This is a genomic window from Bradyrhizobium sp., from assembly GCF_047605465.1.
Taxonomy (GTDB): domain Bacteria; phylum Pseudomonadota; class Alphaproteobacteria; order Rhizobiales; family Xanthobacteraceae; genus Bradyrhizobium.
Map to the genome: position 1 here is coordinate 21,467 of NZ_JASGFS010000033.1, position 21,218 is coordinate 42,684.

A 21,218-nucleotide genomic window follows, 5' to 3' on the forward strand; every position below is an offset into this window, starting at 1 on the left:
GCCAGACAATCCGGAGTTGAAATCGCGGGTGGCTGATGGCTGAGAAGAACTGGCATGCGGGCAGCACGATTCCGATTGCTGTACAGGCCGTCGCATGCCTGGCCGGTTCGGTTGTGCCTGCGCATGCCTTCGTGCCGTCAGCCGGCCCCGCCGGCGAGTTCGACCCCAATCTGATCTGGGAAGCGCTGATCGGCGGCATCGTGGTGTGCGCGTTCCTCGCGGCGATTGCGCTGTGGATTCACTCCGCGCTGCGCAGGGCAAAGCGGTCGCAGCTGCGGCGCAACGCCTTCATCTCCTCCGCCATGAACAATCTCAACCAGGGCGTGGTGATGACGGATGCGCAGCGCCGCATCATGTTCTGCAACGATCGCTATCTCGACATCTACGGCCTGTCGCGGTCGGACCTGTGGCCCAACATGACCGGCAACGACATCCTGGAGTTGCGGCGACAGCGCGGGGCGCTGGGCGTCACCGACGACGAATTCTACGAGAAGGCGGCAAGCTCCAACGGGCTCATCACCGAACTGCCGGACGGGCGCGCCATCCTGGCGAAATATTTCGTGCTGCCGAACGGCGGCTCGGTGGCGACCCATCTCGACGTCAGCGAGCAGCGCAAGCTGTCGCGGCAGCTCGCCTCGACCAAGCAGTTCCTGGAAATGGTTCTGGACAACGTGCCGGCCTGCGTCGCCGCCAAGACCATCGAGGACGGCCGCTACATCTTCGCCAACAGCGCCCATGCCCGGTTCTGGGGCTTCTCCCGCGACTTCGTCGTCGGCAAGGACGCGCGCGAGCTGTTCGCGGCCGCCTCGGCGGCCCGCATCGAGGCGACCGACCGGGCGGCGCTGGAGGCCGCCGACGGCCAGTATCGCAACCAGTTCGAGGTCGAGCGCGGCGCGGAGCGCCGCATGGTGGATTCGATCCGGATCGTGGTCCGCAACGAGCGCAACGAGCCGGAATTCCTGCTGCTCGTGTTCGAGGACATCACCGACCACCGCTCGCTCTCGCAGGAGCTGGAGCGCACCAAGAAATTCCTCGAGCTCGTGGTCGACAACATCCCGGTCGCGCTGATCGTCGAGCAGGTCAAGGACGGCCGTTATCTGCTCGCCAATCGCAGTGCGGAAGCGATCCTGAACCGGAAGCGCGAGGACGCCACCGGGCTCACCGCCGCCGACATCTTCAATCCGAAAGAAGCCAAGCTGATCATCGCGCGCGACGAGGCGGCGATCAAGAAGCGCGGGATGATCACCGAGGAGCACCCGATCTCCACCAAGGACGGCCTGCGCCTGTTCCTGACGCGCCGCGCGACCGTGCTGAGCGATACCGGCGAGCCGCAATATCTGATCAAGACCCACGAGGACGTCACCGACCGCCGGCAGACGGAATCGCGGATGGCGCACATGGCCTATCACGACGGTCTCACCGACCTGCCGAACCGCGCCGCCTTCCTGCAGGCGCTCACCCAGATGATCGAGGCCTGCGAGGGGACGGACGAGGAGTTCGCGGTCCTCTGCGTCGACCTCGACGGGTTGAAGGAGGTCAACGACGTCTTCGGCCATGCGCTGGGCGATAAGCTTCTGGTCGAGGTGGCCCAGCGGCTCCAGGATGCCGCGCGCGGCGGCGTCGTCGCCCGTCTGTCCGGCGACGAGTTCGGCCTGATCATCGACGGCAAGCAGCCGACCGCTGGCCTAGCGCTGGCGCAGCAGCTCGGCGAGGCGCTGGCCCATGAATTCCATATCGACGGCCGCGCGGTCCGCGCCGGCGTCACCACGGGCATGTCGATCTTCCCGCACAACGGCAGGGACGGCGCCTCGCTGCTCGCCAATGCCGGCGCCGCGCTGTTCCGTGCCAAGCAGAAGTCACGCGGTACGATCAGTCTCTACCAGCCCGAGATGGACCAGCAGATCCGCGACCGCCGCGTGCTGCATCAGGACCTGTCGAAGGCGATCAAGAATGGCGAACTGTCGCTGGCCTTCCAGCCCCAGGCGGTCGCGCGCCACAGCGTCGCCGAGAGCGAGATCATCGGTTTCGAGGCGCTGGCACGCTGGCAGCATCCGGTCCGCGGCCAGGTCTCGCCGGCCGAGTTCATTCCGATCGCGGAAGAGAGCGGCCTGATCGTCGAGATGGGCGAATGGATCCTGCGCGAGGTCTGCCGCGAGGCGGCGTCCTGGCCGAATCCGCTGCAGGTCGCGGTCAACCTTTCGCCGGCCCAGTTCCTCCACGGCGACGTCGTCGGGCTGGTCCATTCGATCCTGCTCGAGACGGGCCTTGCCCCCGGCCGGCTCGAGCTCGAAATCACCGAGGGCGTGCTGATCGAGGATTTCGATCGCGGCCTGGCGCTGCTGCGGCGGCTGAAGGCGCTCGGCGTGCGCATCTCCATGGACGATTTCGGCAGCGGCTATTCCTCGCTGAGCTATCTGCAGGCGTTTCCGTTCGACAAGATCAAGATCGACCGTACCTTCATCATGAATCTCGGCCGCAACCCGCAATCGGCGGCGATCGTGCGCGCCGTGATCGATCTCGGCCACGGTCTCGAAATGTCGATCATCGCCGAGGGCGTCGAGACGCTCGACCAGCTCGCCTTCCTCGCCGGGGAAGGCTGCGACGGCGTGCAGGGCTATCTGCTCGGCAAACCGCTGACGATCGGCCAGTATGCCGGCCTGGTCGGCCGCGCCGAAACGATCGAGCTTGCGCTCAAGACCGGCTAGCGCGCCTTCGCGCGGAGCGGACATCGGCCGGCGCGAAGAAATCACGTTGAAACCATAGTCCGGCGCCCCGTTCCGATTCCATCGGAGCGGAAATCGCTCTAGTGATGGCTGGCGCTCTCTCCGGCTTCCTTCCGACGGCTTCATGGCGGATTACGACCTTGCGATCATCGGCGGCGGCCTGAACGGCGTCAGCCTGGCGCGCGATGCCGCCGGTCGCGGCCTGCGCGTCATCCTGATCGAGCAGGGCGATCTCGGCGGCGCCGCATCGTCCGCGACGCCGCGACTGATCCACGGCGATCTGTCGGTGCTGGAGCGGCGCGGATTCCGCCGCGTGCGCCGGGCGCTGGCCGAGCGGAAGATCTGGCTCCGGACAGCGCCGCATCTGGTCCGGCCGATGCGCTTCGTGATCCCCGCGCATGCCGACGAGCGTCCGCCATGGCTGCTGCGCGCCGGCCTGTTCCTCTATGACAGCCTCACGAGCCGAAGCGGCCTGCCTGCGGCGACGACCCTCGACATCACGCATCATCCGGTCGGCAACGCCCTGAAACGTCCGTTCGGCGTCGCCTTCGAATATGCCGATTGCGTCGTCGACGATTCCAGGCTCGTCGTGCTCACGGCGCTCGACGCCGCCGAGCGGGGCGCCGCGATCCGGACCGGGGCGCGGTGCGTTCGCGCCGACAGGGGCGATGTGTGGCGGCTCGCGATGGTCGATCGCGGCCATCGTCGCGTGGTCACGGCCCGCGCGCTGGCGAATGCCGGCGGCGGCTGGACGTCGATGGTCGCCGAGACCGTGCTGCGGCAGCCGACCCCGCCGACGGCGGCGATGCAGATGAACCAGATCGTGGTGCGGCGGCTGTTCGATTCCGACAATGTCTATGTCTTCCAGAACAGTGACGGACGGCTGATCTTCGCAAGCCCGTTCGAGCGCGACTTCACGCTGATCGGCACGACCATGCGCGAGTTCAAGGGCGATCCGGCGATCGTGGCGATGGCGGGCGCCGATATCGTCTATCTCTGTGACGCGGCAAGCCGCTATTTCCGCGAACGCGTTGCGCCGACGGACGTGATCCGCGCGGTGTCCGGCGTCAACCTGACCTGGGCTTCCGCGCGCGGGCGCGACGGCACGACGCTGTTCCACGCGCGCCGCCACAAGGCGCCCCTGATCACGATGTTCGGCGGCGACGTCACCACCGTGCGCCTGCGCGCGGAGCGGGCCGTGACCCGGCTGACTCCGTTCTATCCGATGTCGCGGCGCTGGACCGCCGGATCGGCGCTGCCCGGCGGGGATTTCGCCTGGGACCGCTTCGACACCGAGGTCGACATCGCGCGCGACCGCTGGCGCTTCCTGTCGGAGCCGCAGGCCCAGCGCCTGGTCGCGGCCTATGGTTCGCGGCTGCCGATGGTGCTCGGTGAGACGAAGGGCCGCGGCGAGCTTGGCCCCGTCTTCGGTTCCGATCTGACCGGCGCCGAGGTGCGCTATCTGATGAGCCACGAATGGGCGCGATTTCCGGAGGATGTCCTGTGGCGTCGCTCCAAGCTCGGCCTGACCATGGCGCAGGACGACATCGAGGCGCTCAGCGCGTTCATGGCGGGTGTGAACGACCGGTCTCGAACCGGTTGAGCAAAGGCCGCCCGGCGGCTAGCGTGCGGCGGAATCGGGGTTGGCTGGAAACATGGTTGAAGACTTGTCCGGAACAGACGGCGCGGTCGATGCGGTCGGCGGAGTTGCGCATCCCGTGACGGATCTGCCGTTGCTGCGCATCGAGGGCGTGGCGAAGACGTTCGGGACGTACCGCGCGGTCGACGGCGTGTCGCTCGACATCGAGGCCGGCGAGTTCTTCGCGCTGCTGGGCCCCAGCGGCTGCGGCAAGACCACGCTGCTGCGCATGCTCGCGGGCTTCGAGGCGCCCGACGAGGGACGCATCCTGCTCGGCGGCAAGGACATCGCGCAGGCGCTGCCGCATGAGCGTCCGATCAACATGATGTTCCAGAGCTACGCGCTGTTTCCGCATCTTTCGGTGCGCGACAACATCGCCTTCGGCCTCAAGCGTGCCCGCATGGCGCGCGCCGACATCGCCGCGCGCGTCGAGGAGATGGTCGCCCTGGTGAAGCTCGAGGGGCTGGAGAAGCGCAAGCCCGACCAGCTCTCCGGCGGCCAGCGCCAGCGCGTCGCGCTGGCCCGTGCGCTGGCGCGCCGTCCGCAGCTCCTGCTGCTCGACGAGCCGCTCGCCGCCCTCGACAAGAAATTGCGCGAGAGCACGCAAGCCGAGCTGATGGAGCTGCAGCGCAGGCTCGGCATGACCTTCATCATCGTCACCCACGACCAGGAGGAGGCGATGACGATGGCGAGCCGGATCGGGGTGATGAAGGCCGGCCGGCTCGAGCAGGTCGCCAACCCGCGCGAGCTCTACGAATCGCCGCGCTCGCGCTGGATCGCGGAGTTCGTCGGCGACATCAACCTGTTCGACGGCGAGCTCAAGCTGCGCGATGGTCATCGCCTGGTGATCGCCACCCGCGACGCGGGGACGCTGGTGACGGCCGAGCCGCGCGAGGCGGTCGGCGAGACCGGATTGTCGGTCGCGATCAGGCCCGAGAAGGTCAAGCTGTCCCGCCGCGGCCCGGTGAGCGAGGCCGGCCACGCCACGGCGATCAACAGCCTGGACGGCGTGATCGCGGACATCTGCTATCTCGGCGGTTCGACGGTCTACAAGGTCAGGCTCGATGCCGGCGGCATGGTGCAGGCATCGGTGGCCAACAGCGCCCGGCTCGACGTCGATGCCTACAGCCCGAACCAGCGCGTCGTAGCCTGGTTCTCCCCCGACGACTGCGTGGTGCTGCCGCCATGAGCGCACGCCGCATCTTCGCGCGACCGGCGCGGTTCGCCGCGATCGCCCCCTATGTCTGGATGGTGCTGTTCTTCCTGGTGCCGTTCGGCTTCGTGCTGAAGATCAGCCTGTCGCAGACGGCGATCGCGCAGCCGCCTTACGAGCCCGTGCTCGACCTCACGGCGGGATGGTCATCGCTCAAGGCCGCTTTTGCCGTGCTGTCGATCGACAATTTCAAACTGCTCGCCTCCGACGACATCTACGTGTTCGCCTATCTGCGCAGCCTCACCGTCGCGATCACGGCGACGGCGCTGCTGCTCCTGATCGGCTATCCCATCGCCTATGGCATGGCGCGCCTGCCGCGGCGCTGGCAGGCGGTGGCGATGGTGCTCGTGATCGTGCCATTCTGGACCTCGTTCCTGATCCGCATCTATGCCTGGATCAACATCCTCCAGCACGACGGCCTGCTCAACAAGATCCTGCTGGCGCTGCATCTGGTCAGCCAGCCGGTGGTGTGGCTTTCCACCGACAGCGCGATGTATGTCGGCATCGTCTATTCCTATCTGCCGTTCATGATCCTGCCGCTCTACGCGACGCTCGCCAAGATGGAGCCGGCGCTGGAGGAAGCGGCCGGCGATCTCGGTGCGCCGCCCTGGCAGATCTTCTGGCTCGTCACCTTTCCGCTGTCGCTCCCGGGCGTCGGTGCCGGCGTGCTGCTGTGCTTCATTCCGATCGTCGGCGAGTTCGTGATCCCGGACCTGCTGGCCGGCTCCAATTCGCTGATGATAGGCCAGACCTTGTGGCTCGAGTTCTTCACCAACAAGGATTGGCCCGTGGCGTCCGCGGCGGCCATCGTGCTGCTGGTGGTGCTGCTGGTGCCGCTGCTGCTGTACGAACGGCTCCAGAAGCGGCAACTCGAGCAGGGGCGGTAGGGGATGCGCAAGATCTCCCGCCTGTCCCGTTTCAACGTCGCCTCGCTCGCGCTGGGGCTGGCGTTCCTCTACCTGCCGATCCTCATCCTCGTGATCTATTCCTTCAACGCCTCGCGGCTGGTGACGGTGTGGGGCGGCTGGTCGCTGCGCTGGTATCGGGAGTTCTTCAACGATCGCGCCATGATCGAGGCGGCCTGGATGAGCATCAGGGTCGCGGTCTCGTCCGCGAGCATCGCCACGCTGCTCGGCACGCTGGCCGCGGTGGCGCTGTCGCGCGGGGAGCGCTTCCGCGGCCGCACGCTGTTCTCCGGAATGCTCTACGCGCCGCTGGTGATGCCCGAGGTGATCACCGGGCTGTCGCTGCTGCTCCTGTTCGTGGCCCTGAACGCGGAGCGCGGCTTCTGGACGGTGACGATCGCCCATACCACGCTGACGATGTGCTTCGTCGCGGTGGTCGTGCAGTCCCGTCTCGGTTCGCTGGACCGCTCGCTGGAGGAGGCGGCGATGGATCTCGGCTGCAATCCCGTCCGTGCTTTCATCGCGGTCACGCTGCCGCTGATCGCGCCCGCGATCGTCGCCGGCTGGATGCTGGCCTTCACGCTGTCGCTGGACGATCTCGTGATCGCGAGCTTCACCACCGGCCCGGGTTCGGCGACGCTGCCGATCCGGATCTATTCGGAGGTACGGCTCGGAGTGAAGCCCGAGATCAACGCGATCTGCACGCTGGTGATCGCCCTGATCGCGGTGGTCATCGTCGTAGCTTCGCTGGCGTCGAAACTGTCGAGCACCCAGGGCGAGAGCGCGGCTCCCCTGTGAGCCGGAAAGGCGATCATGACGATGGCCTACCAGATCCTGACCCACACGCCGCCCTGGGTCTTCGTTCTGTTCGCCTATTTGACGTGGCAGGGCATCAAGGCGATGCAACCGCGCAGGACACCGGTGTGGCGCGCGTTGATCGTGCCGGCCGTGTTCATCGTCTGGGGCGTGTCGCGGATCGGCCTCGGCCATCAGGACAGTGCATGGCCGCTCGCCGCGTGGATCGCGGCCGCCCTGGCGCTGCTGCCGCTCGGGGTCCTGACGCCGCGTCCTTTCGACATCGACCGCGGCACGGGAGAGATCATCCGCCCCGGCAGCGCCTTCGCGTTGATCCGCAACCTCGTCGTGTTTTCCCTGCAATACGCGGTCGGGGTGATCTCGGCGATCGATGCGGGCGATCGCGCGCTGGCGATCATCGTCGGCCGCGCCATTTCGGGCGCGACTGCTGGCTATTTCCTGGGGTCGGCGATCGCGCTGCTGTTGGCCTATCGCAGGAAGCGTGACGCGGGTGCCTAGGACTTCACCGCACCCGCCGTGAGCCCGCCCACCATGTAGCGGCGGAAGGCGTAATAGACCGCGGCCGGCGGCAGCGCGTAGATGAAGCCGGTGGTCATCAACAGCTCCCACGGAGAATCGTCGGCGGCCAGGAAGTTGCCGAGTGCCACGGGAAGCGTGATCTCGCGGTCGTTCGAGAGCAGCAGGAAGGCGTAAAGATATTCGTTCCAGGCGAGCAGCACCGCGTAGGTGCCGATCGCGACCAGCGAGGGCATCATCAGCGGCAGGTAGACCAGGCGGAAGATCTGCAGCGTCGTCGCGCCGTCCATCACGGCGGCCTCGTCCAGCTCGACCGGCAGCTTGTCGGAAGCCTGCTTCAGCACCCAGATCGCATAGGGCGATGCGATCGTGACCATGGCCAGGATCAGCGACCAGTGATTGTTGAGCAGGCCGTAATTGCCCATGGTGCGGTACATCGGCACGGCCAGGAACGCCGCGGGGATGAAATAAGTGAAGAGTGCGAGGTTCATCACCATCCGCCCGCCGGGGACGCGCAGCCGCGAAATCGAGAACGCCGCGGCCGTGGCGATGAACAGCGTCAGCACGCCGACGGCAACCGCGATCACCGTCGAGTTCCAGAACTGGATGTAGAAGTCGCGCAGGAAATAGTGCTGCTGCTTGAACACGATCTCGAAGTTGTGCAGCGTCGGATGATCCGGCCAGAGCTTGCCCGAGAACGCGTCCTCCTTCGGCGAGATGGCGAACAGGAACATGTGATAGATCGGGATCATCGTCCAGAGAAAGACGGGGATGCCGATCAGCAGCAGCCGCGTTTCGGTCGCGACGTCACGCCAGGAGAATTCGCCTACGCCGGGAAGCTTCATCGCGACAACCGTTTCATCATGAAGTACACGAGCGGCAGGACGAACGGCATCGCGCAGACGATGGAGGCCATCGCGAGCGAGAGCTGGTCGAGCCGCAGATAGCGGATGCCGAGCGTCGACAGCACATGCGTCAGGTCGGCCGGGCCGCCGCCAGTGAGCAGGTAGACGCTGTTGAAGTCCCCGAGCGTCCAAATCATCGAGAGCAGCGTGCAGGTGATGTAGAGCGTCTGCATCGACGGCCAGGTGATGAAGCGGAATTTCTGCCACCAGCTCGCGCCGTCGACCTCGGCCGCCTCGAACAGGTCCTGCGAGATCGCAAGCCGGCCGGTCATCAGGATCAGCGTCCAGAACGGCAGCGATTTCCAGATGTGCACGCCGATCGCCATCGTCAGCGCAACCGTCGGATCGTTCAGCCAGTTCGGGCCGTCGTCTCCGGTGAAGGAGAAGATGATGTGGTTGATCACGCCCCATTCGGGATTGAGCATGAAGCGGACCGACAGGATGGTCGGGATCGACGGCACCGCCCAGGGCAGGATGAAGATCACCGAGAGCCACCTGATCCAGGGGCGCTGCTGCGCGAAGAAGCCGGACAGGAACAGCGCGATCAGCATCTTGATGTTGATGCCGATGACCAGGAAGATCAGCGTGTTGACCGCGGCGCGCGCGAAGATCGGGTCGTTGTAGAGCGCGACGTAGTTCGATGGCGCGCGTGCCAGCCACAGGCCGTAGCCGACGGGATAGACCACGAAGGCGAGGAAGACGAGAAGATAGGGCGTGAGCAGCGCGATGCCCCAGACCTGCGCCGGGGTCAGCCGCGACGACAAAGGTGGTGCGGGAATTGCCTGTTCGCCGGAGAGCGTGATCGCCATCGTTCGATACTCGTCTGCGGACCGCACAGCGCGATCGGTGCTGCTGCCTCTTCACCTCTCCCGGCTCGCGGGATGAGGCGGTACGGATTCACCGCGAGCGTCGCTCGCGGATGGAGCTTCCGGGCCCTCCCTCTCCCCGCGCGCGGGGAGAGGGAGGGATGACGACTAGCCCGCGACCTGTTTGATGCGGACGATCAGTTCGTCGACGGCCTTGTCGACCGGGACCTTCTCGCTCACCACGCGGTTCATCGCCTTGGCCCAGACGTTCTCGTTGTTGAGGATCGTGAACTTCCAGTTCTTGGTGAAGTCGAACGCCGCGGTGCCGCCCTTGAACTGGGCATAGACAGCCTTGCGGTGCTTATCGGCCTGCCAGAACGGACTCTCCTGGCTTTCCTTCGTCACCGGGAACCAGCGGCCGAGCGCGCCCTCGATATAGGGACGGACGTTCTCTTCCTGCAGCAGGAAGCTGATGAACTGCTTGGCCTCGGCCTTGTTCTTCGCCGCGGTGAAGATCAGGCCGGTCTTGACGTCGGAGCGGTAGCGGATGGTGGTGCCGTCGGGCGCCTTCGGGAAGGACGCGGTGATGATGTCCTGCTCGTAGGCCTTCTTGCCGGCGTCGCGCTGCTCCTGCGTGAGGGCCTGGTTCTGCGAGTCCTCGTACCACTTCGCCGCGATCGAGATCGTGAAGTTGTGGGTCATCACGATGGTCTTGTTGTGGAAGGCGACGTTGTTGTCCGGATCCTTCCAGGTCGTGGAGGAGGGCGGCGTGCAGCCCTTGATGTAGGTGTCGGTGTAGTCCTTCAGGGCGTGGATCAGGCCGTCGCGCACCTTGGGATCGTCGACCAGGAGCTTGCCGTCGTCGTCGACGAGCTTGACGTGGTAGGCGTCCATGAATGTGTAGAACGACTGGAAGGCGTCGGTGGATTCAACGCCCATTGGCTGGCCGACGCCGTAGATGCGCTGGCCGGTGGCCTTGCGGATTCCCGGCTGCACCTTGTCGCACCAGAACGTCCAATAGCCTTCCCAGTCATTGGGGATGTCGCTCTGCTTGAAGCCGGCCTTCTCGAGCATGTCGCCCCAGATCTGCACGTGCATGCTCTGCTGCTTCAGCGGGAAGCCGTAAAAGGCCTTCTTCTTGGCGACGTCGTTGTAGAGGATCGAGGCGTCCAGCGTGTTCTGCACGAACCGGTCCTTGATCGGATCCATGATGTCCGTGAGGTCCTCGAGCTTGCCCTCGTAAGCCCACTTGCCCTGCGCCTGCACGTCGTAGCTGTCGGAATAGGCGACGTCCGGCACGGTGCCGGCATCGAGCGCTGCGACGGTCTTCGGAATCATGTCCTGGATCGCGTATTGCGACAGTTCGACCTTGATGCCGGTCTTGGCTTCGAATTTCTTGATGGTATCGAGCAGAGCGTCGTCTTCGGACCGATAGAATCCCTTGCCCCACCAGACCGTGATCGTCTTCTGCTGCGCAAATGCCGGTGCGGTGGCCGCGAGCTGACCGGCCGCAGCGAGCGCGAGCGAAAATGCGCCAATAACCTTGGATTTCACGTTTTTCTCCCTCAAACTGCCGGTCTTTTTAACCGGTTAGGTAAAACACTAGCGCATGGCCGCTATTCGATCTAGCGGCATGTTGTCAGACCTAGGTCGAGGGGGGATGGCGCGGAAATGCGCAACGCGCGCATCGATGCAATCGCCGCATCAATTCGCCCGGATCAATTCGCGTCGGCCGCTGCGTCGGCCGATCGTCGTCCTCAGTTGGACTTCGCGTTCTCTTTGGCGTTTTCCGCCGTGGGGGATTCCGGCGTCTGGGGACGCTTGACGCCGGTGATCTGCTCGATGGCGGAGCGCACGGCGTCGCCGGCCTTGCGGTCCTTCAGCATGTCGAGCAGCGGGGCGGATGCGGGCGAGCGGCGGATCAGGCTTTCCGGATCCGGGAAGATCAGCGGATCGTCCCACGGACCCTGCACCACGAACGGCAGCTGGAAGCCGGATGTGGTGTTGAGGCTCGCCACGCCCTTCATGTCGTATTCGCGCGTGGGCACCGATGCCGTACCGGTCATCGTGATCTTCGCCGCGGGTCCCTCGATGCGGATGTCCTCGGCGGTGGCGACCCCGTCGGCGAATTTCACCGCGATGGTGAGACTGTCATACGGCGTCGAGCCGTTGCGGAAATTACCGCCGCCCGAGAGCGGCCTGCGCTCCAGCCGCTTGAGAAGCTGTTCGGCGTTGAAGCCGGAGATGGCGCCGTCATGCCCGGTTACGGTGGCGGTGCCGTCGAGCGACTGCGCGAGGCCGAACGGGGATGATCCTGAAGCGACCAGCGAAACGTTGATGTTGCCGCGGCCGGACAGCTTGTTGATGCCGAACAGTTCGGAAGCGCAGGCCTGGAGGTCGACGTCGGTGAACTGGAATTGCGCCTTGACGTCGGCGATCGTGTCCGAACGCGCGATGCCGAACGAGCCCTTGGCGATGCCGCCATAGACCTGGGCCTCGCCGACCGACAACGCCAGCGTGCCGTTGCGCAGATTCGCGCCGATCGCGGTGCGGCCGAGCTTCGAGGGCCCGACCGTCAGCCGCGCCGCCGACAGGCGCATGTCGAGGTCGGTGGTCGACAGCCCGTTGAGGTCGAACAGCTGCCTGTTCCAGTCGCGTGCGCCGCTGGCGAGCAGGCGGAAGGTCGAGATGTAGGGCGTGAAGTCGAGCGCGTCGGCGGCGAGAGTGGCCTGCAATGTCTGCCGGCCGTTGTTGGCGTAGGTCATCACGCCCTCGGCGGTGTTGCCGTCGAGTTCGACGTTGACGTTGGTGAGCGCGATCGATGCGCCGACGACGTTGGCGCGGGCCTTCAGCGCGAAGCGGCCGAAGCCGCCGCTGCCCGGCTGCGGCTGCCCGGTCCAGCGCAGCGCGTTGCGCAACGACGGACTGTCGATGGTGAGGGTGCCTTCCATCATCGGGCTGGTGCGGTTGGCGACGTTGCCGTCGAAGGCGAGCTTGAGCGGGGCGCTGGCGATCCGCGCCTTCAGGCCGGAACGGTCGCCGGAGAGGGCCGCGACGAAATCGGCGAAGCTGATCGAGCCGTCGACGCGCTCGCCGCGCCAGTCGAACTGTCCGGTCGCGGCGAAGGAGCGCGAGATCGAAGGCCAGGCCAGCGACAGGTCGATGTCGTCGAACTGCTCCGCCGCGTGCGTGGCGGCGTCCTCGAAATTGAGCACGCCGTCCTGGATCCTGATCTCGGAGAACGAGACCTGGTGGTCGGCGCCGGGCTTCATCGTGCGCGCGATGGTCTGGATGAAAGGTGTCCAGTTGCTCTCGCCGTCCGGCTTCAGGCTGACATGGATGTGCGGCCGCAGCAGCGTCAGGTCGGCGATCTCGAACCGCTGCAGCAGCAGAGGCAGCAGCCGCAGATTGGCCGTCAGCACGTCGACATGGAGTGCGGGGTCGGTGGTGCCGCCACCCTTGAGGCCGACGTCGTGGAAGGAGATGTAGCTGGCCGGCAGCACCGCGATGTCGATCGCGCCTGCGACATTGAGCTCCAGCCCGGTGACGTCGCGTATCTGCGCTTCGACGGCCTTGCGCAACGCGTCGCGGTTGATGAGCCAGGAGGTCGCGACCAGGGCGATCAGCGCCACGCCAAGCAGCGCCGCGATCGGCGTCCCGAGGCGCTTCATTCCTTGAGCCATGGTCAATGGCATGTCCTGATCGGGTTGGTCGTTGGAGCCAGAAGGGTGGGCCGGGAGACGTGCGCACCCCACGCCCAACCCCCGCAACTTGATGGGTTTTCTTGTCGCTTTCAAGGCCGCGAAGCCGGTCTGCCCGCGGCGTGGGCAGCTTCTACCACCCACGGGCGAGCGGGAGAACCCTGTATCATTGACGGCTTCGGACGATTTCGCCTAATAATCGCCGCCAATAAGGCGCGGCGCCCTGCGAGCCGAACTTCAGTCGAAGGTTATCTGCATGAATAAGGTCTATCCCGACGCCAAGTCGGCGCTCGACGGCGTTCTCAAAGACAACATGATGATCATGTCGGGCGGCTTCGGCCTCTGCGGCATCGCCGAAGAGCTGTCGGACGCGATCCGGGAATCCGGCGTCAAGGGCCTGACGGTGGTCTCCAACAATGCCGGCGTCGACGGCATCGGGCTGAGCCGTCTCCTCGAAACCCGGCAGATCAAGAAGATGATCTCGTCCTATGTCGGCGAGAACAAGCTGTTCGCGCAGCAGTTCCTCGCGGGCGAACTGGAACTCGAATTCAATCCGCAGGGCACGCTCGCCGAGCGCATCCGCGCGGGCGGCGCCGGCATTCCGGCCTTCTACACCAAGACCGGCGTCGGCACGCTGATCGCCGAGGGCAAGGAAGTGAAGGAGTTCGACGGCGAGAAATATCTGATGGAGCGCGGCCTGTTCGCCGATCTCGCCATCGTGCACGCCTGGAAGGGCGACACCGCCGGCAACCTCATCTACCGCAAGACCGCGCGCAACTTTAACCCGATGATGGCGACTGCCGCGAAGGTCACGGTGGCCGAGGTCGAGCATCTGGTTCCGGCCGGTGAACTCGATCCCGACCACATCCACACGCCCGGCATTTTCGTGAAGCGCATCGTCGAGGTCGGCAAGGCCAAGAAGCGCATCGAATTCCGCAACACCCGCCCGCGCCCGGCAGCTTGAGATCAGGAGAGCCCACATGGCCTGGACCCGTGAACAGATGGCTGCGCGCGCCGCGAAGGAATTGCGTGACGGCTACTACGTCAATCTCGGCATCGGTATCCCGACGCTGGTGTCGAACTACATCCCCGACGGCATGGACGTCAGCCTGCAGAGTGAGAACGGCATGCTCGGCATGGGCCCGTTCCCCTATGAGGGCGAGGAAGATCCCGACCTCATCAACGCCGGCAAGCAGACCGTCAGCGAACTGCCCTCGACCTCCTATTTCTCGAGCGCGGATTCCTTCGGCATGATCCGCGGCGGCCACATGGATCTGTCGATCCTCGGCGCCATGCAGGTGGCCCAGAACGGCGATCTCGCCAACTGGATGATCCCCGGCAAGATGGTCAAGGGCATGGGTGGCGCGATGGACCTCGTCGCCGGCGTCAAGCGCGTCGTCGTCGTGATGGAGCACTCCGCAAAGGACGGCGCCAAGCTGCTGAAGCAGTGCAACCTGCCGCTGACCGGCGAGCGCGTGGTCGACATGGTCGTCACCGATCTCGCCGTCTTCACCATCGACAAGCACGGCGACGGCGGCATGGCGCTGATCGAGCTCGCCGAAGGCGTCTCGCTCGACGAGGTCAAGTCCAAGACCGAAGCGGAATTCCGCGTCGCGCTCAAGAACACCTGAGGTCATCTCAACAGGGGGCGCGCATGACGATACGGTCTGCGCGCCTCGATGACGCCGGTTTCATCGCAAGGATCATTCTCGACTCGACGCGCGGCTATCGGCCGCGCGGCTGGTTCGACGTTGCGCTCGGCTGGCCCGAAGCCCAGTGCCTCGAATTCATCGCGCGCGTCGCGACGGCGCGCGCGGTGTCGATGTGGCATGTCTCGCAGTTTCTTCTCTCGGAGATCGGCGGCAAGCCGGTTGTGGCGCTCTGCGCCCTGCCCGCGGCGGGCGCCGGGCCTTCGGCGTGGGGCGCGATCGAGGAGGTCGGTGCTGCGATCGGGCTCACCACGCCGGAGCTCGACGCCATCCGCCAACGTGGCGCTTACTCGCGTGCCTGTTGGGTGCAGGGCGGCGAGGGCGACTGGATGATCGAGCATGTCGCGACCGATCCCGCCCATCGTGGTCGCGGGCTGATCCAGGCGCTGATCGCGGACGCGCTGGAGAAGGGGCGGGCGGCGGGCTTTGCCCGCGCGACGATATCGTTCCTGATCGGCAACGAGCCTGCGGAACGCGCCTACGCCAAGGCCGGCTTCGTCTTCGCGGAAGAGAAGCGCGATCCCGCGTTCGAGGCGATCATCGGCGCACCCGGCTTTCGCATGTTCGCACGCGCGATGTGATCGCGCCGCGCGAGCGGTATAGCCGAGCGATCCTTCCTCTGAATTGGCTTGGGCGATGGGGTGCCATATGCGCCGGTCGACGGCGGTAGCCCCTTCGCACTTTCATTTGCGCCGAATCGACTCCGTCCCGGTGATGCCGGCTAGAGCAACTCGATCGCAAACCACACCGTGCCCCAGATGGCGAGCGACAGCGCGGCGACGACCGCGGCCAGGATGGCCATGACCCGCATCAGATGACCCGCGCCGGCCGCGGCTCCCGCCGGACCCGGACGGAAATGGTCGAAGCGCGGGATATGGCCGCGAACGCCGATGAGCCACAGAACGAGGTCGAGCGCGAACGGCGCCATGGCGTTGTCTCCAGAAGGCATAGGCTTGAACGTCACCATCGCCCAAATCAGGCGCTCCCACTTTGAGGAAGCGCAAGGTCCCGTCCGCAAATCCGCGCTAGCTGAGCCTGTTCCGAAGCTTGCCGCGGCCATGCGCGGCCTGAATTCACGAATGGGCAGGACATGAGAGCTGATCTCGCGGCGAGCTATGGCGAGGAGCGTTTGCCGCGCTACACGAGCTACCCGACGGCGCCGCACTTTTCGCCCGAGATCGGTGCCGGCACCTACGCGAATTGGCTGGCCGAGCTCCCCGCCACGGCGAGCGCATCGCTGTATCTGCATGTGCCGTTCTGCCGCGAGATGTGCTGGTATTGCGGTTGCCATACCCAGATCGTCCGTCGCGACGAACTCGTCGAGGCCTATCAGCAGACGCTCCGCCGCGAGATCGCGCTGGTCGCGGATACCATCGGCCGCCGCATCAAGGTCGAGCACATCCATTTCGGCGGCGGCACGCCGACGATCATGGCGCCCGAGGCCTTCATCGGGCTGATGGCGGCGATGCGCCGCGCATTCTTCGTGCTGCCGTCGGCCGAGATCGCGGTCGAGATCGATCCGCGGACGCTGACCGCGGGCATGGTGGAGGCGCTGAAACTCTCCGGCGTCAACCGCGCGAGCCTCGGGGTGCAGAGCTTCGATCCCGTCGTGCAGCGCGCGATCAACCGCGTGCAGGGTTTCGAGCAGACCGCATCCGTCGTCGGCATGCTGCGGGGCGCCGGCATCGCGCGGATCAATTTCGACCTCATCTACGGGCTGCCGCACCAGACCATCGCCTCGTGCCTGGACACGGTCCGGCGCAGCCTCGCGCTCGCGCCGGACCGCTTCTCCGTGTTCGGCTACGCGCATGTGCCGGGATTCAAGAAGCATCAGCGCATGATCGATGAGAGCGTCCTGCCCGATGGTCCTTCGCGGCACGACCAGGCCTGCGCGATCTCGAATGCACTGAACGAGGCCGGCCACGTGCAGATCGGGCTCGACCATTTCGCGAGGGAGGACGATCCCATGGCGGTGGCCTTCAGGGAACGGACGCTGCGGCGCAATTTCCAGGGTTACACCACCGACCGGAGCGAGGTCCTGCTCGGCTTCGGGGCGAGCGCGATCGGACATCTGCCGCAGGGCTATGTCCAGAACGACGTGCAGCTCGGCACCTATTCGGACGCCGTGGCCGATGGTCGCCTGGCCGCCGCGCGGGGCTATGGCCTCACCGCCGACGACCGGCTGCGCGCCGATATCATCGAACGGATCATGTGCGAGTTCGGCGCGGATCTCGGCGAGATCTGCGCGCGCCATGGTGCCAGGCCGGAGGCGATGCTGAACGCGGCCTCGCGTCTGAAGCCGCTGATCTCCGATGGCGTCGTCCGGCTGGACGGCGACCATCTCGCGGTCTCCCGCGACTCGCGCTTTCTGGTCCGCAGCGTCGCGGCCGCCTTCGATGCGCATCTCGATACGGCCAAGCAATTGCACAGCCGGGCGGTGTAGACACACCCAGTCATTCCCGCGCGCGAAGCGCGAGCCCGGCTCCATCGCGTGGATCGTGGCGCCCCTGGATGTCATCACGGGCGCGCGGGCCCAGCGCGCTGAGTTTAGGCTGCCGACGCGGAGGGGACGTTGACCGAGCCCGCCAGCGGCCGCACGCCCTTGCGCCACGCGGTGATGGTGCAACCGAAGCGGCCGCGAAACCAGCGGGCCATGGCGCTCTGCGCGGAGAAGCCGAGCTGGACCGCGGTGTCGGCCAGGCGCCGGTCGGGATCCTCGATCAACTGGATCACGAGGTTGGCGCGCTGCGCGTCGAGGATGGCCGAGAAGGTGGTGCCGGCTTCGGCGAGGTGCCGGTGGATGGTGCGACGGGTGCAGGCGAGATACTCCGCCACGCGGTCGACCGTGCAGTCGCCGCTCGCGAGCAGGATGCGCACGACCTCGTCGACCTTCTCCTCCCAGCTCGCGGGCCGGGTCTCGATCGCCTCGATCCGCTTGCGCAGATAGCTCGCGATCAGCGGATGCGCACTGGGAATCCGGCGCTCGGTGTCACGCGCCGACAGCAGGATCGCGTCGTCGTCCGCGTTGAACGTCACCGGGCAGCCGAAGAACTCGCGATAACGCTTGCGGTCGTGCGGCGGCGGGTAATGCAGATGGACCTCCAGCGGCCGCCAGTCGGGGCCGAACAGCGACTGGATGATGCGGTGGATGCTGCCCAGCGCCATGTCGATCGACTGTCGCGATGCGCTCGGCTGCCGCCCGCGCAGATGCAGCGTGATGGTGACGGTCTGCTTGTTGCGAGCGACGTCGAGCCGCATGCCGTCGTGATGGACGTGGATGAAGCGCGAGAGCGCGTCGATCGCCTCGCCGACGGTGGCCTGTTCGCGCACAATCAATCCGACCGAGCCGAAATTGGTCAGGCCGCCGCGCTCGGCCAGACGCAGGCCGAAGTCTTCGGCGCCGGAGGTCGCGGCCGACAGTTCGAGCAGGCGACGCAGGCCTGCGACCGCGATCGGAGTATCGGGCGTGTCGAGGCAGGCCAGCGGAAGCCTGACCTTGCGCATCATCTGTTTGGGGTCGAGCCCGACCGACCGGGCAATCTCCGGGTAATAGGTCAGGCCTGCACTGCGAATGAGGTCGGTCATGCGAACCGTTCCTGCCAGCCATTCCCGCAGATGTCCCGAAATGTAAAGTTTCTGTCCCGATCCGTCAAATCCGGGAACAGCCGGGCACGTACATAAGGAAGACCGAAGCGCTGGCGCGAATGCCGCGCTCACGACGGCGCAGCAGGGCGACGAAGCCCGCGGCCGTCTCGAATCATTTGACCAAAGACATTGCTGGATCGGAATTATGCCGGGAAACACGCTTTCCAAGGGTGAGGTATTCGTCATCGACACCGACGCCGCCTCGCGTGAACAACTCTCGGCTGCACTTCGGCAGAATGCATATCACGTGATCTGCTTCGCGGACGGCGCGTCTCTCCTGTCGGAAGCGAAGGCGCGGATGCCGGCCTGCGTGCTGCTCGAGATGCCGCCCGATCGCTCCGCGCTCGACGTGCTCAAGCGGCTGCGCGAGGAAAACTGCATGGCGCCGATCCTGGTGACCTCGGCGAACGGCACCATCCCGATGGCTGTCGACGCGATCAAGAGCGGCGCATCCGACTTCATCGAGAAGCCGTTCCGCACCCGCGACGTCGTCGAGCGGATCGATGCCGCGATCGACGAGTTCGTTTCGCCTGCCTCCGGCCGGAAGCGCTGGCTGCCGGGACGCGCGGCTCTGACGGATCGCGAAAACGACGTGCTCGAACATCTTGCGGCCGGCCTGACCAATAAGGAGATCGCCCGGCGCATGAACCTCAGTGCGCGGACCGTCGAGGGCTATCGTGCCAGCATCCTCAGGAAGGCGGGCGCGCGGAACGTGACGGACCTGCTCCGTCGCATCTTCGTCCAGGGTCTGCCCGGCGAAGGTCCGACCAGCCTGGTCTGACCATCTCCAGTCCGGGCCGCGACGCGCCGTCGCAGGGCGATGCGTTCTGCAGCCTTGCTGCCGCCTCAGCGCGGCCCCACGGATACCTCAATCGAACCAGTTCCTTCCCTGCCGCGTCTCATCACGATGGTGCGGTTTTTGCGCGTCCGGTTGGCGGCGCGGCAGGAGGGAATTTTATGCGTATGATCGCGAAACATCTGGCGACCACGAGCCTGGTCCTGGTGACCACGGTGGCGGCGCTGCCGTCATGGGCCGCGGATGTCGACGCCTCGTCGACCATCGACAACGTCACAGTCTATCCCGATGGCGCCAGCGTCACGCGGCTCATCACGCTGGACCTTGCGTCCGGCGAGAGCACGCTGGTCGCGAAGGACTTTCCGCTCTCGCTCGATCCGTCCTCGCTCCGCGTCGAAGGTGAGGCGGGCGCCAGGCTCACCATCGGCACGATCGATTCGCGGCCGCCGCGTGCTGCGCCGCCGGTCAATCTGCCCGAGCTCGACAAGCGCATCGAGGCGATGAAGGATCAGCGCGCCGATCTGCAGGGCTCGATCGATGCCGCGACCGCGCGGCGGGAATTCGTACGGCATTTTGCCGAGAACTCTCCCACCGGTATCGGCGACAAGGGCGAGGCACGGCCGATCACCGAATGGCGCGCGGCCTTCGCGGCTGTGGCCGAGGAAATCGCGATCGCCGACACCACCATCCGCGATGCCGGGCGCAAGCAACGCGAGATCGATCGCCAGATCGCGCAGCTCGAAGCCGAGCGTTCGGCCAAGCCGCCGAGCAAGCTCGAGGTGCGGATCGACGTAGCCGCTGCGGCGCCGACGAAGGCGACGCTGCGGGTGACCTATGCCGTGCGCAACGCGCGCTGGCTGCCGCTCTACGACGCCCGGCTCGACACCGGCGCGAAGGATCGCAAGCCGCAATTGGAGCTGGTCCGCCGTGCCGAGATCACGCAATCGACCGGCGAGGATTGGTCGAATGTCACGCTCGGCGTCTCGACGGTCCGCATCGGCCGCGGCGGCAGCGCGCCGGAGCTGAATTCGCTGGTGGCGCAATATCCGCAGCCGCCGAAGCCGCTGGCGATGAGCCCGGCCGCGGAGCTGGCGCGGCCTTCGACGCGCCAGCTGCAGTCGCCGAGTTTTGCGGCGAAGCTGGCCGATGCGAACAACACGCGCGAGCGCGCCGAGGAGCAGCAGGCGGTTGCCGAAATCAGCGACTTCCAGGCCACCTTCAGGATTCCCGGCCGCGTCAGCCTCGGCGCTGCCGAAGGTGCCAAGAGCCTGCGCATCGCCTCGATGAGCGTGCCCGCCGATCTCACCGTGCGCGCCGCGCCGGTTGTGGATCCGACCGCCTTCCTCGAAGCGAGCTTCAAGCAGACCGATGACGCGGCGCTGCTGCCCGGCAAGGTCGCGATCTATCGCGACGGCGTGTTCGTGGGTCGTGGCCGGATCGCGGCGTCGGCCAAGGACGATACCGTGCGGCTCGGCTTCGGCGCCGACGACAAGATCAAGGTCGAGCGCGCCGTGCTCAGGCGCAACGAGGGCTCCGCCGGTCTTCTGGTGACGACGTCGAAGACCGACGAGCGCGCATTCAAGACCACCGTCCGCAATGGTCACGACTTCCCGATCCGCGTCGCGATCGAGGATCAATTGCCGGTCAGCGAGACCGAGGACATCCTGGTCGAGATGCTGCCCGCGACCACGCCGCCGACAGCGAGCAACATCCGCGACAAGCGTGGCGTGCTGGAATGGTCCTTCGACGCCAAGCCGGGCGAGAGCAAGGAGATCAACTTCGCCTGGCGCATCCGCTGGCCGAAGGACAAGGGCATGGTGATCGTGCCGGCTGGCTAGTGAATA

18 protein-coding genes are annotated in these 21,218 nt (G+C 66.1%); 12 read left to right on the forward strand and 6 right to left on the reverse strand.

Going from position 1 to position 21,218, the window contains the following annotated elements; all coding sequences use genetic code 11:
- Positions 1-35: 35 nt before the first annotated feature.
- The 6 genes from QM712_RS22445 (at position 36) to QM712_RS22470 (ending at position 7,794) form a co-directional block, all read left to right on the forward strand.
- The gene (locus QM712_RS22445; RefSeq protein WP_415025325.1) at positions 36-2,705 is read left to right on the forward strand and encodes an EAL and GGDEF domain-containing protein; all 2,670 of its coding nucleotides are present in this window, start codon (positions 36-38) and stop codon (positions 2,703-2,705) included.
- A 142-nt stretch (positions 2,706-2,847) separates the two neighbouring features.
- The gene (locus QM712_RS22450) at positions 2,848-4,326 is read left to right on the forward strand and encodes a glycerol-3-phosphate dehydrogenase (RefSeq protein WP_415025326.1); all 1,479 of its coding nucleotides are present in this window, start codon (positions 2,848-2,850) and stop codon (positions 4,324-4,326) included.
- 52 nt (positions 4,327-4,378) lie between these two features.
- Positions 4,379-5,551, forward strand: coding sequence for an ABC transporter ATP-binding protein (locus QM712_RS22455; RefSeq protein WP_415025327.1), 1,173 nt, complete (start codon positions 4,379-4,381; stop codon positions 5,549-5,551).
- Complete coding sequence (locus QM712_RS22460) at positions 5,548-6,462, forward strand: ABC transporter permease (RefSeq protein ID WP_415025328.1); 915 nt, start codon at positions 5,548-5,550, stop codon at positions 6,460-6,462. The genes QM712_RS22455 and QM712_RS22460 overlap by 4 nt, the downstream gene beginning before the upstream one ends.
- A gap of 3 nt (positions 6,463-6,465) precedes the next feature.
- Positions 6,466-7,278 (forward strand): ABC transporter permease, encoded by an 813-nt coding sequence (locus QM712_RS22465; protein WP_415025329.1) that lies wholly within the window; start codon positions 6,466-6,468, stop codon positions 7,276-7,278.
- A 15-nt stretch (positions 7,279-7,293) separates the two neighbouring features.
- Positions 7,294-7,794 (forward strand): DUF6622 family protein, encoded by a 501-nt coding sequence (locus QM712_RS22470; protein WP_415025330.1) that lies wholly within the window; start codon positions 7,294-7,296, stop codon positions 7,792-7,794.
- Here QM712_RS22470 and QM712_RS22475 read toward each other — a convergent pair.
- The 4 genes from QM712_RS22475 to QM712_RS22490 form a co-directional block, all read right to left on the reverse strand.
- Positions 7,791-8,657, reverse strand: a complete 867-nt coding sequence (locus tag QM712_RS22475) for a carbohydrate ABC transporter permease (RefSeq protein WP_415025331.1) — start codon at positions 8,655-8,657, stop codon at positions 7,791-7,793. The two genes, QM712_RS22470 and QM712_RS22475, sit on opposite strands and share 4 nt — an antisense overlap.
- Positions 8,654-9,526, reverse strand: a complete 873-nt coding sequence (locus QM712_RS22480) for a carbohydrate ABC transporter permease (RefSeq protein WP_415025332.1) — start codon at positions 9,524-9,526, stop codon at positions 8,654-8,656. The genes QM712_RS22475 and QM712_RS22480 overlap by 4 nt, the downstream gene beginning before the upstream one ends.
- Positions 9,527-9,691: 165 nt before the next feature.
- The gene (locus tag QM712_RS22485; protein WP_415025333.1) at positions 9,692-11,077 is read right to left on the reverse strand and encodes an ABC transporter substrate-binding protein; all 1,386 of its coding nucleotides are present in this window, start codon (positions 11,075-11,077) and stop codon (positions 9,692-9,694) included.
- A 203-nt stretch (positions 11,078-11,280) separates the two neighbouring features.
- Positions 11,281-13,206 carry an AsmA family protein gene (locus tag QM712_RS22490; protein WP_415025334.1) on the reverse strand — a complete coding sequence of 642 codons (1,926 nt, stop codon included), beginning with the start codon at positions 13,204-13,206 and terminating at the stop codon, positions 11,281-11,283.
- A gap of 274 nt (positions 13,207-13,480) precedes the next feature.
- Between QM712_RS22490 and QM712_RS22495 the strand changes: the two genes are divergently transcribed.
- Genes QM712_RS22495 through QM712_RS22505 form a run of 3 tightly spaced genes read left to right on the forward strand, consistent with a single transcriptional unit; the run spans position 13,481 to position 15,514 of the window.
- On the forward strand, positions 13,481-14,188 hold the full coding sequence (locus QM712_RS22495) for a CoA transferase subunit A (RefSeq protein WP_415025335.1): 708 nt from the start codon (positions 13,481-13,483) through the stop codon (positions 14,186-14,188).
- A 16-nt stretch (positions 14,189-14,204) separates the two neighbouring features.
- Positions 14,205-14,855, forward strand: coding sequence for a CoA transferase subunit B (locus QM712_RS22500; RefSeq protein ID WP_415025336.1), 651 nt, complete (start codon positions 14,205-14,207; stop codon positions 14,853-14,855).
- A gap of 23 nt (positions 14,856-14,878) precedes the next feature.
- Positions 14,879-15,514 (forward strand): GNAT family N-acetyltransferase, encoded by a 636-nt coding sequence (locus QM712_RS22505; RefSeq protein WP_415025337.1) that lies wholly within the window; start codon positions 14,879-14,881, stop codon positions 15,512-15,514.
- Between the two features lie 140 nt (positions 15,515-15,654).
- Here the strand turns inward: QM712_RS22505 and QM712_RS22510 are convergent, their stop codons facing one another.
- Entirely contained in the window at positions 15,655-15,861 is a 207-nt protein-coding gene (locus QM712_RS22510) for a hypothetical protein (protein WP_415025338.1), read from the reverse strand.
- Positions 15,862-16,023: 162 nt separating this feature from the next.
- Between QM712_RS22510 and hemN the strand changes: the two genes are divergently transcribed.
- Positions 16,024-17,376 (forward strand): oxygen-independent coproporphyrinogen III oxidase, encoded by a 1,353-nt coding sequence (hemN, locus tag QM712_RS22515; protein ID WP_415025339.1) that lies wholly within the window; start codon positions 16,024-16,026, stop codon positions 17,374-17,376.
- A 104-nt stretch (positions 17,377-17,480) separates the two neighbouring features.
- Here hemN and QM712_RS22520 read toward each other — a convergent pair whose 3' ends face one another.
- The gene (locus QM712_RS22520; RefSeq protein ID WP_415025340.1) at positions 17,481-18,518 is read right to left on the reverse strand and encodes an AraC family transcriptional regulator; all 1,038 of its coding nucleotides are present in this window, start codon (positions 18,516-18,518) and stop codon (positions 17,481-17,483) included.
- A 205-nt stretch (positions 18,519-18,723) separates the two neighbouring features.
- Between QM712_RS22520 and QM712_RS22525 the strand changes: the two genes are divergently transcribed.
- Together QM712_RS22525 and QM712_RS22530 are read left to right on the forward strand one after the other, a co-directional pair.
- Entirely contained in the window at positions 18,724-19,359 is a 636-nt protein-coding gene (locus QM712_RS22525) for a response regulator transcription factor (protein ID WP_415025341.1), read from the forward strand.
- 176 nt (positions 19,360-19,535) lie between these two features.
- The gene (locus tag QM712_RS22530; RefSeq protein WP_415025342.1) at positions 19,536-21,212 is read left to right on the forward strand and encodes a mucoidy inhibitor MuiA family protein; all 1,677 of its coding nucleotides are present in this window, start codon (positions 19,536-19,538) and stop codon (positions 21,210-21,212) included.
- Positions 21,213-21,218 lie beyond the last annotated feature (6 nt).

What these genes read in the sequence shown, in the direction of transcription:
- QM712_RS22510 (WP_415025338.1), bottom strand. Translation starts at nt 15,861, where the DNA reads ATGGCGCCGTTCGCGCTCGACCTCGTTCTGTGGCTCATCGGCGTTCGC.
- QM712_RS22520 (WP_415025340.1), bottom strand. Translation starts at nt 18,518, where the DNA reads ATGACCGACCTCATTCGCAGTGCAGGCCTGACCTATTACCCGGAGATT.
- QM712_RS22475 (WP_415025331.1), bottom strand. Translation starts at nt 8,657, where the DNA reads ATGAAGCTTCCCGGCGTAGGCGAATTCTCCTGGCGTGACGTCGCGACC.
- QM712_RS22460 (WP_415025328.1), top strand. Translation starts at nt 5,548, where the DNA reads ATGAGCGCACGCCGCATCTTCGCGCGACCGGCGCGGTTCGCCGCGATC.
- QM712_RS22470 (WP_415025330.1), top strand. Translation starts at nt 7,294, where the DNA reads ATGACGATGGCCTACCAGATCCTGACCCACACGCCGCCCTGGGTCTTC.
- QM712_RS22465 (WP_415025329.1), top strand. Translation starts at nt 6,466, where the DNA reads ATGCGCAAGATCTCCCGCCTGTCCCGTTTCAACGTCGCCTCGCTCGCG.
- QM712_RS22480 (WP_415025332.1), bottom strand. Translation starts at nt 9,526, where the DNA reads ATGGCGATCACGCTCTCCGGCGAACAGGCAATTCCCGCACCACCTTTG.
- QM712_RS22505 (WP_415025337.1), top strand. Translation starts at nt 14,879, where the DNA reads ATGACGATACGGTCTGCGCGCCTCGATGACGCCGGTTTCATCGCAAGG.
- QM712_RS22525 (WP_415025341.1), top strand. Translation starts at nt 18,724, where the DNA reads ATGCCGGGAAACACGCTTTCCAAGGGTGAGGTATTCGTCATCGACACC.
- QM712_RS22445 (WP_415025325.1), top strand. Translation starts at nt 36, where the DNA reads ATGGCTGAGAAGAACTGGCATGCGGGCAGCACGATTCCGATTGCTGTA.
- QM712_RS22530 (WP_415025342.1), top strand. Translation starts at nt 19,536, where the DNA reads ATGCGTATGATCGCGAAACATCTGGCGACCACGAGCCTGGTCCTGGTG.
- QM712_RS22455 (WP_415025327.1), top strand. Translation starts at nt 4,379, where the DNA reads ATGGTTGAAGACTTGTCCGGAACAGACGGCGCGGTCGATGCGGTCGGC.
- QM712_RS22450 (WP_415025326.1), top strand. Translation starts at nt 2,848, where the DNA reads ATGGCGGATTACGACCTTGCGATCATCGGCGGCGGCCTGAACGGCGTC.
- QM712_RS22490 (WP_415025334.1), bottom strand. Translation starts at nt 13,206, where the DNA reads ATGGCTCAAGGAATGAAGCGCCTCGGGACGCCGATCGCGGCGCTGCTT.
- QM712_RS22495 (WP_415025335.1), top strand. Translation starts at nt 13,481, where the DNA reads ATGAATAAGGTCTATCCCGACGCCAAGTCGGCGCTCGACGGCGTTCTC.
- hemN (WP_415025339.1), top strand. Translation starts at nt 16,024, where the DNA reads ATGAGAGCTGATCTCGCGGCGAGCTATGGCGAGGAGCGTTTGCCGCGC.
- QM712_RS22500 (WP_415025336.1), top strand. Translation starts at nt 14,205, where the DNA reads ATGGCCTGGACCCGTGAACAGATGGCTGCGCGCGCCGCGAAGGAATTG.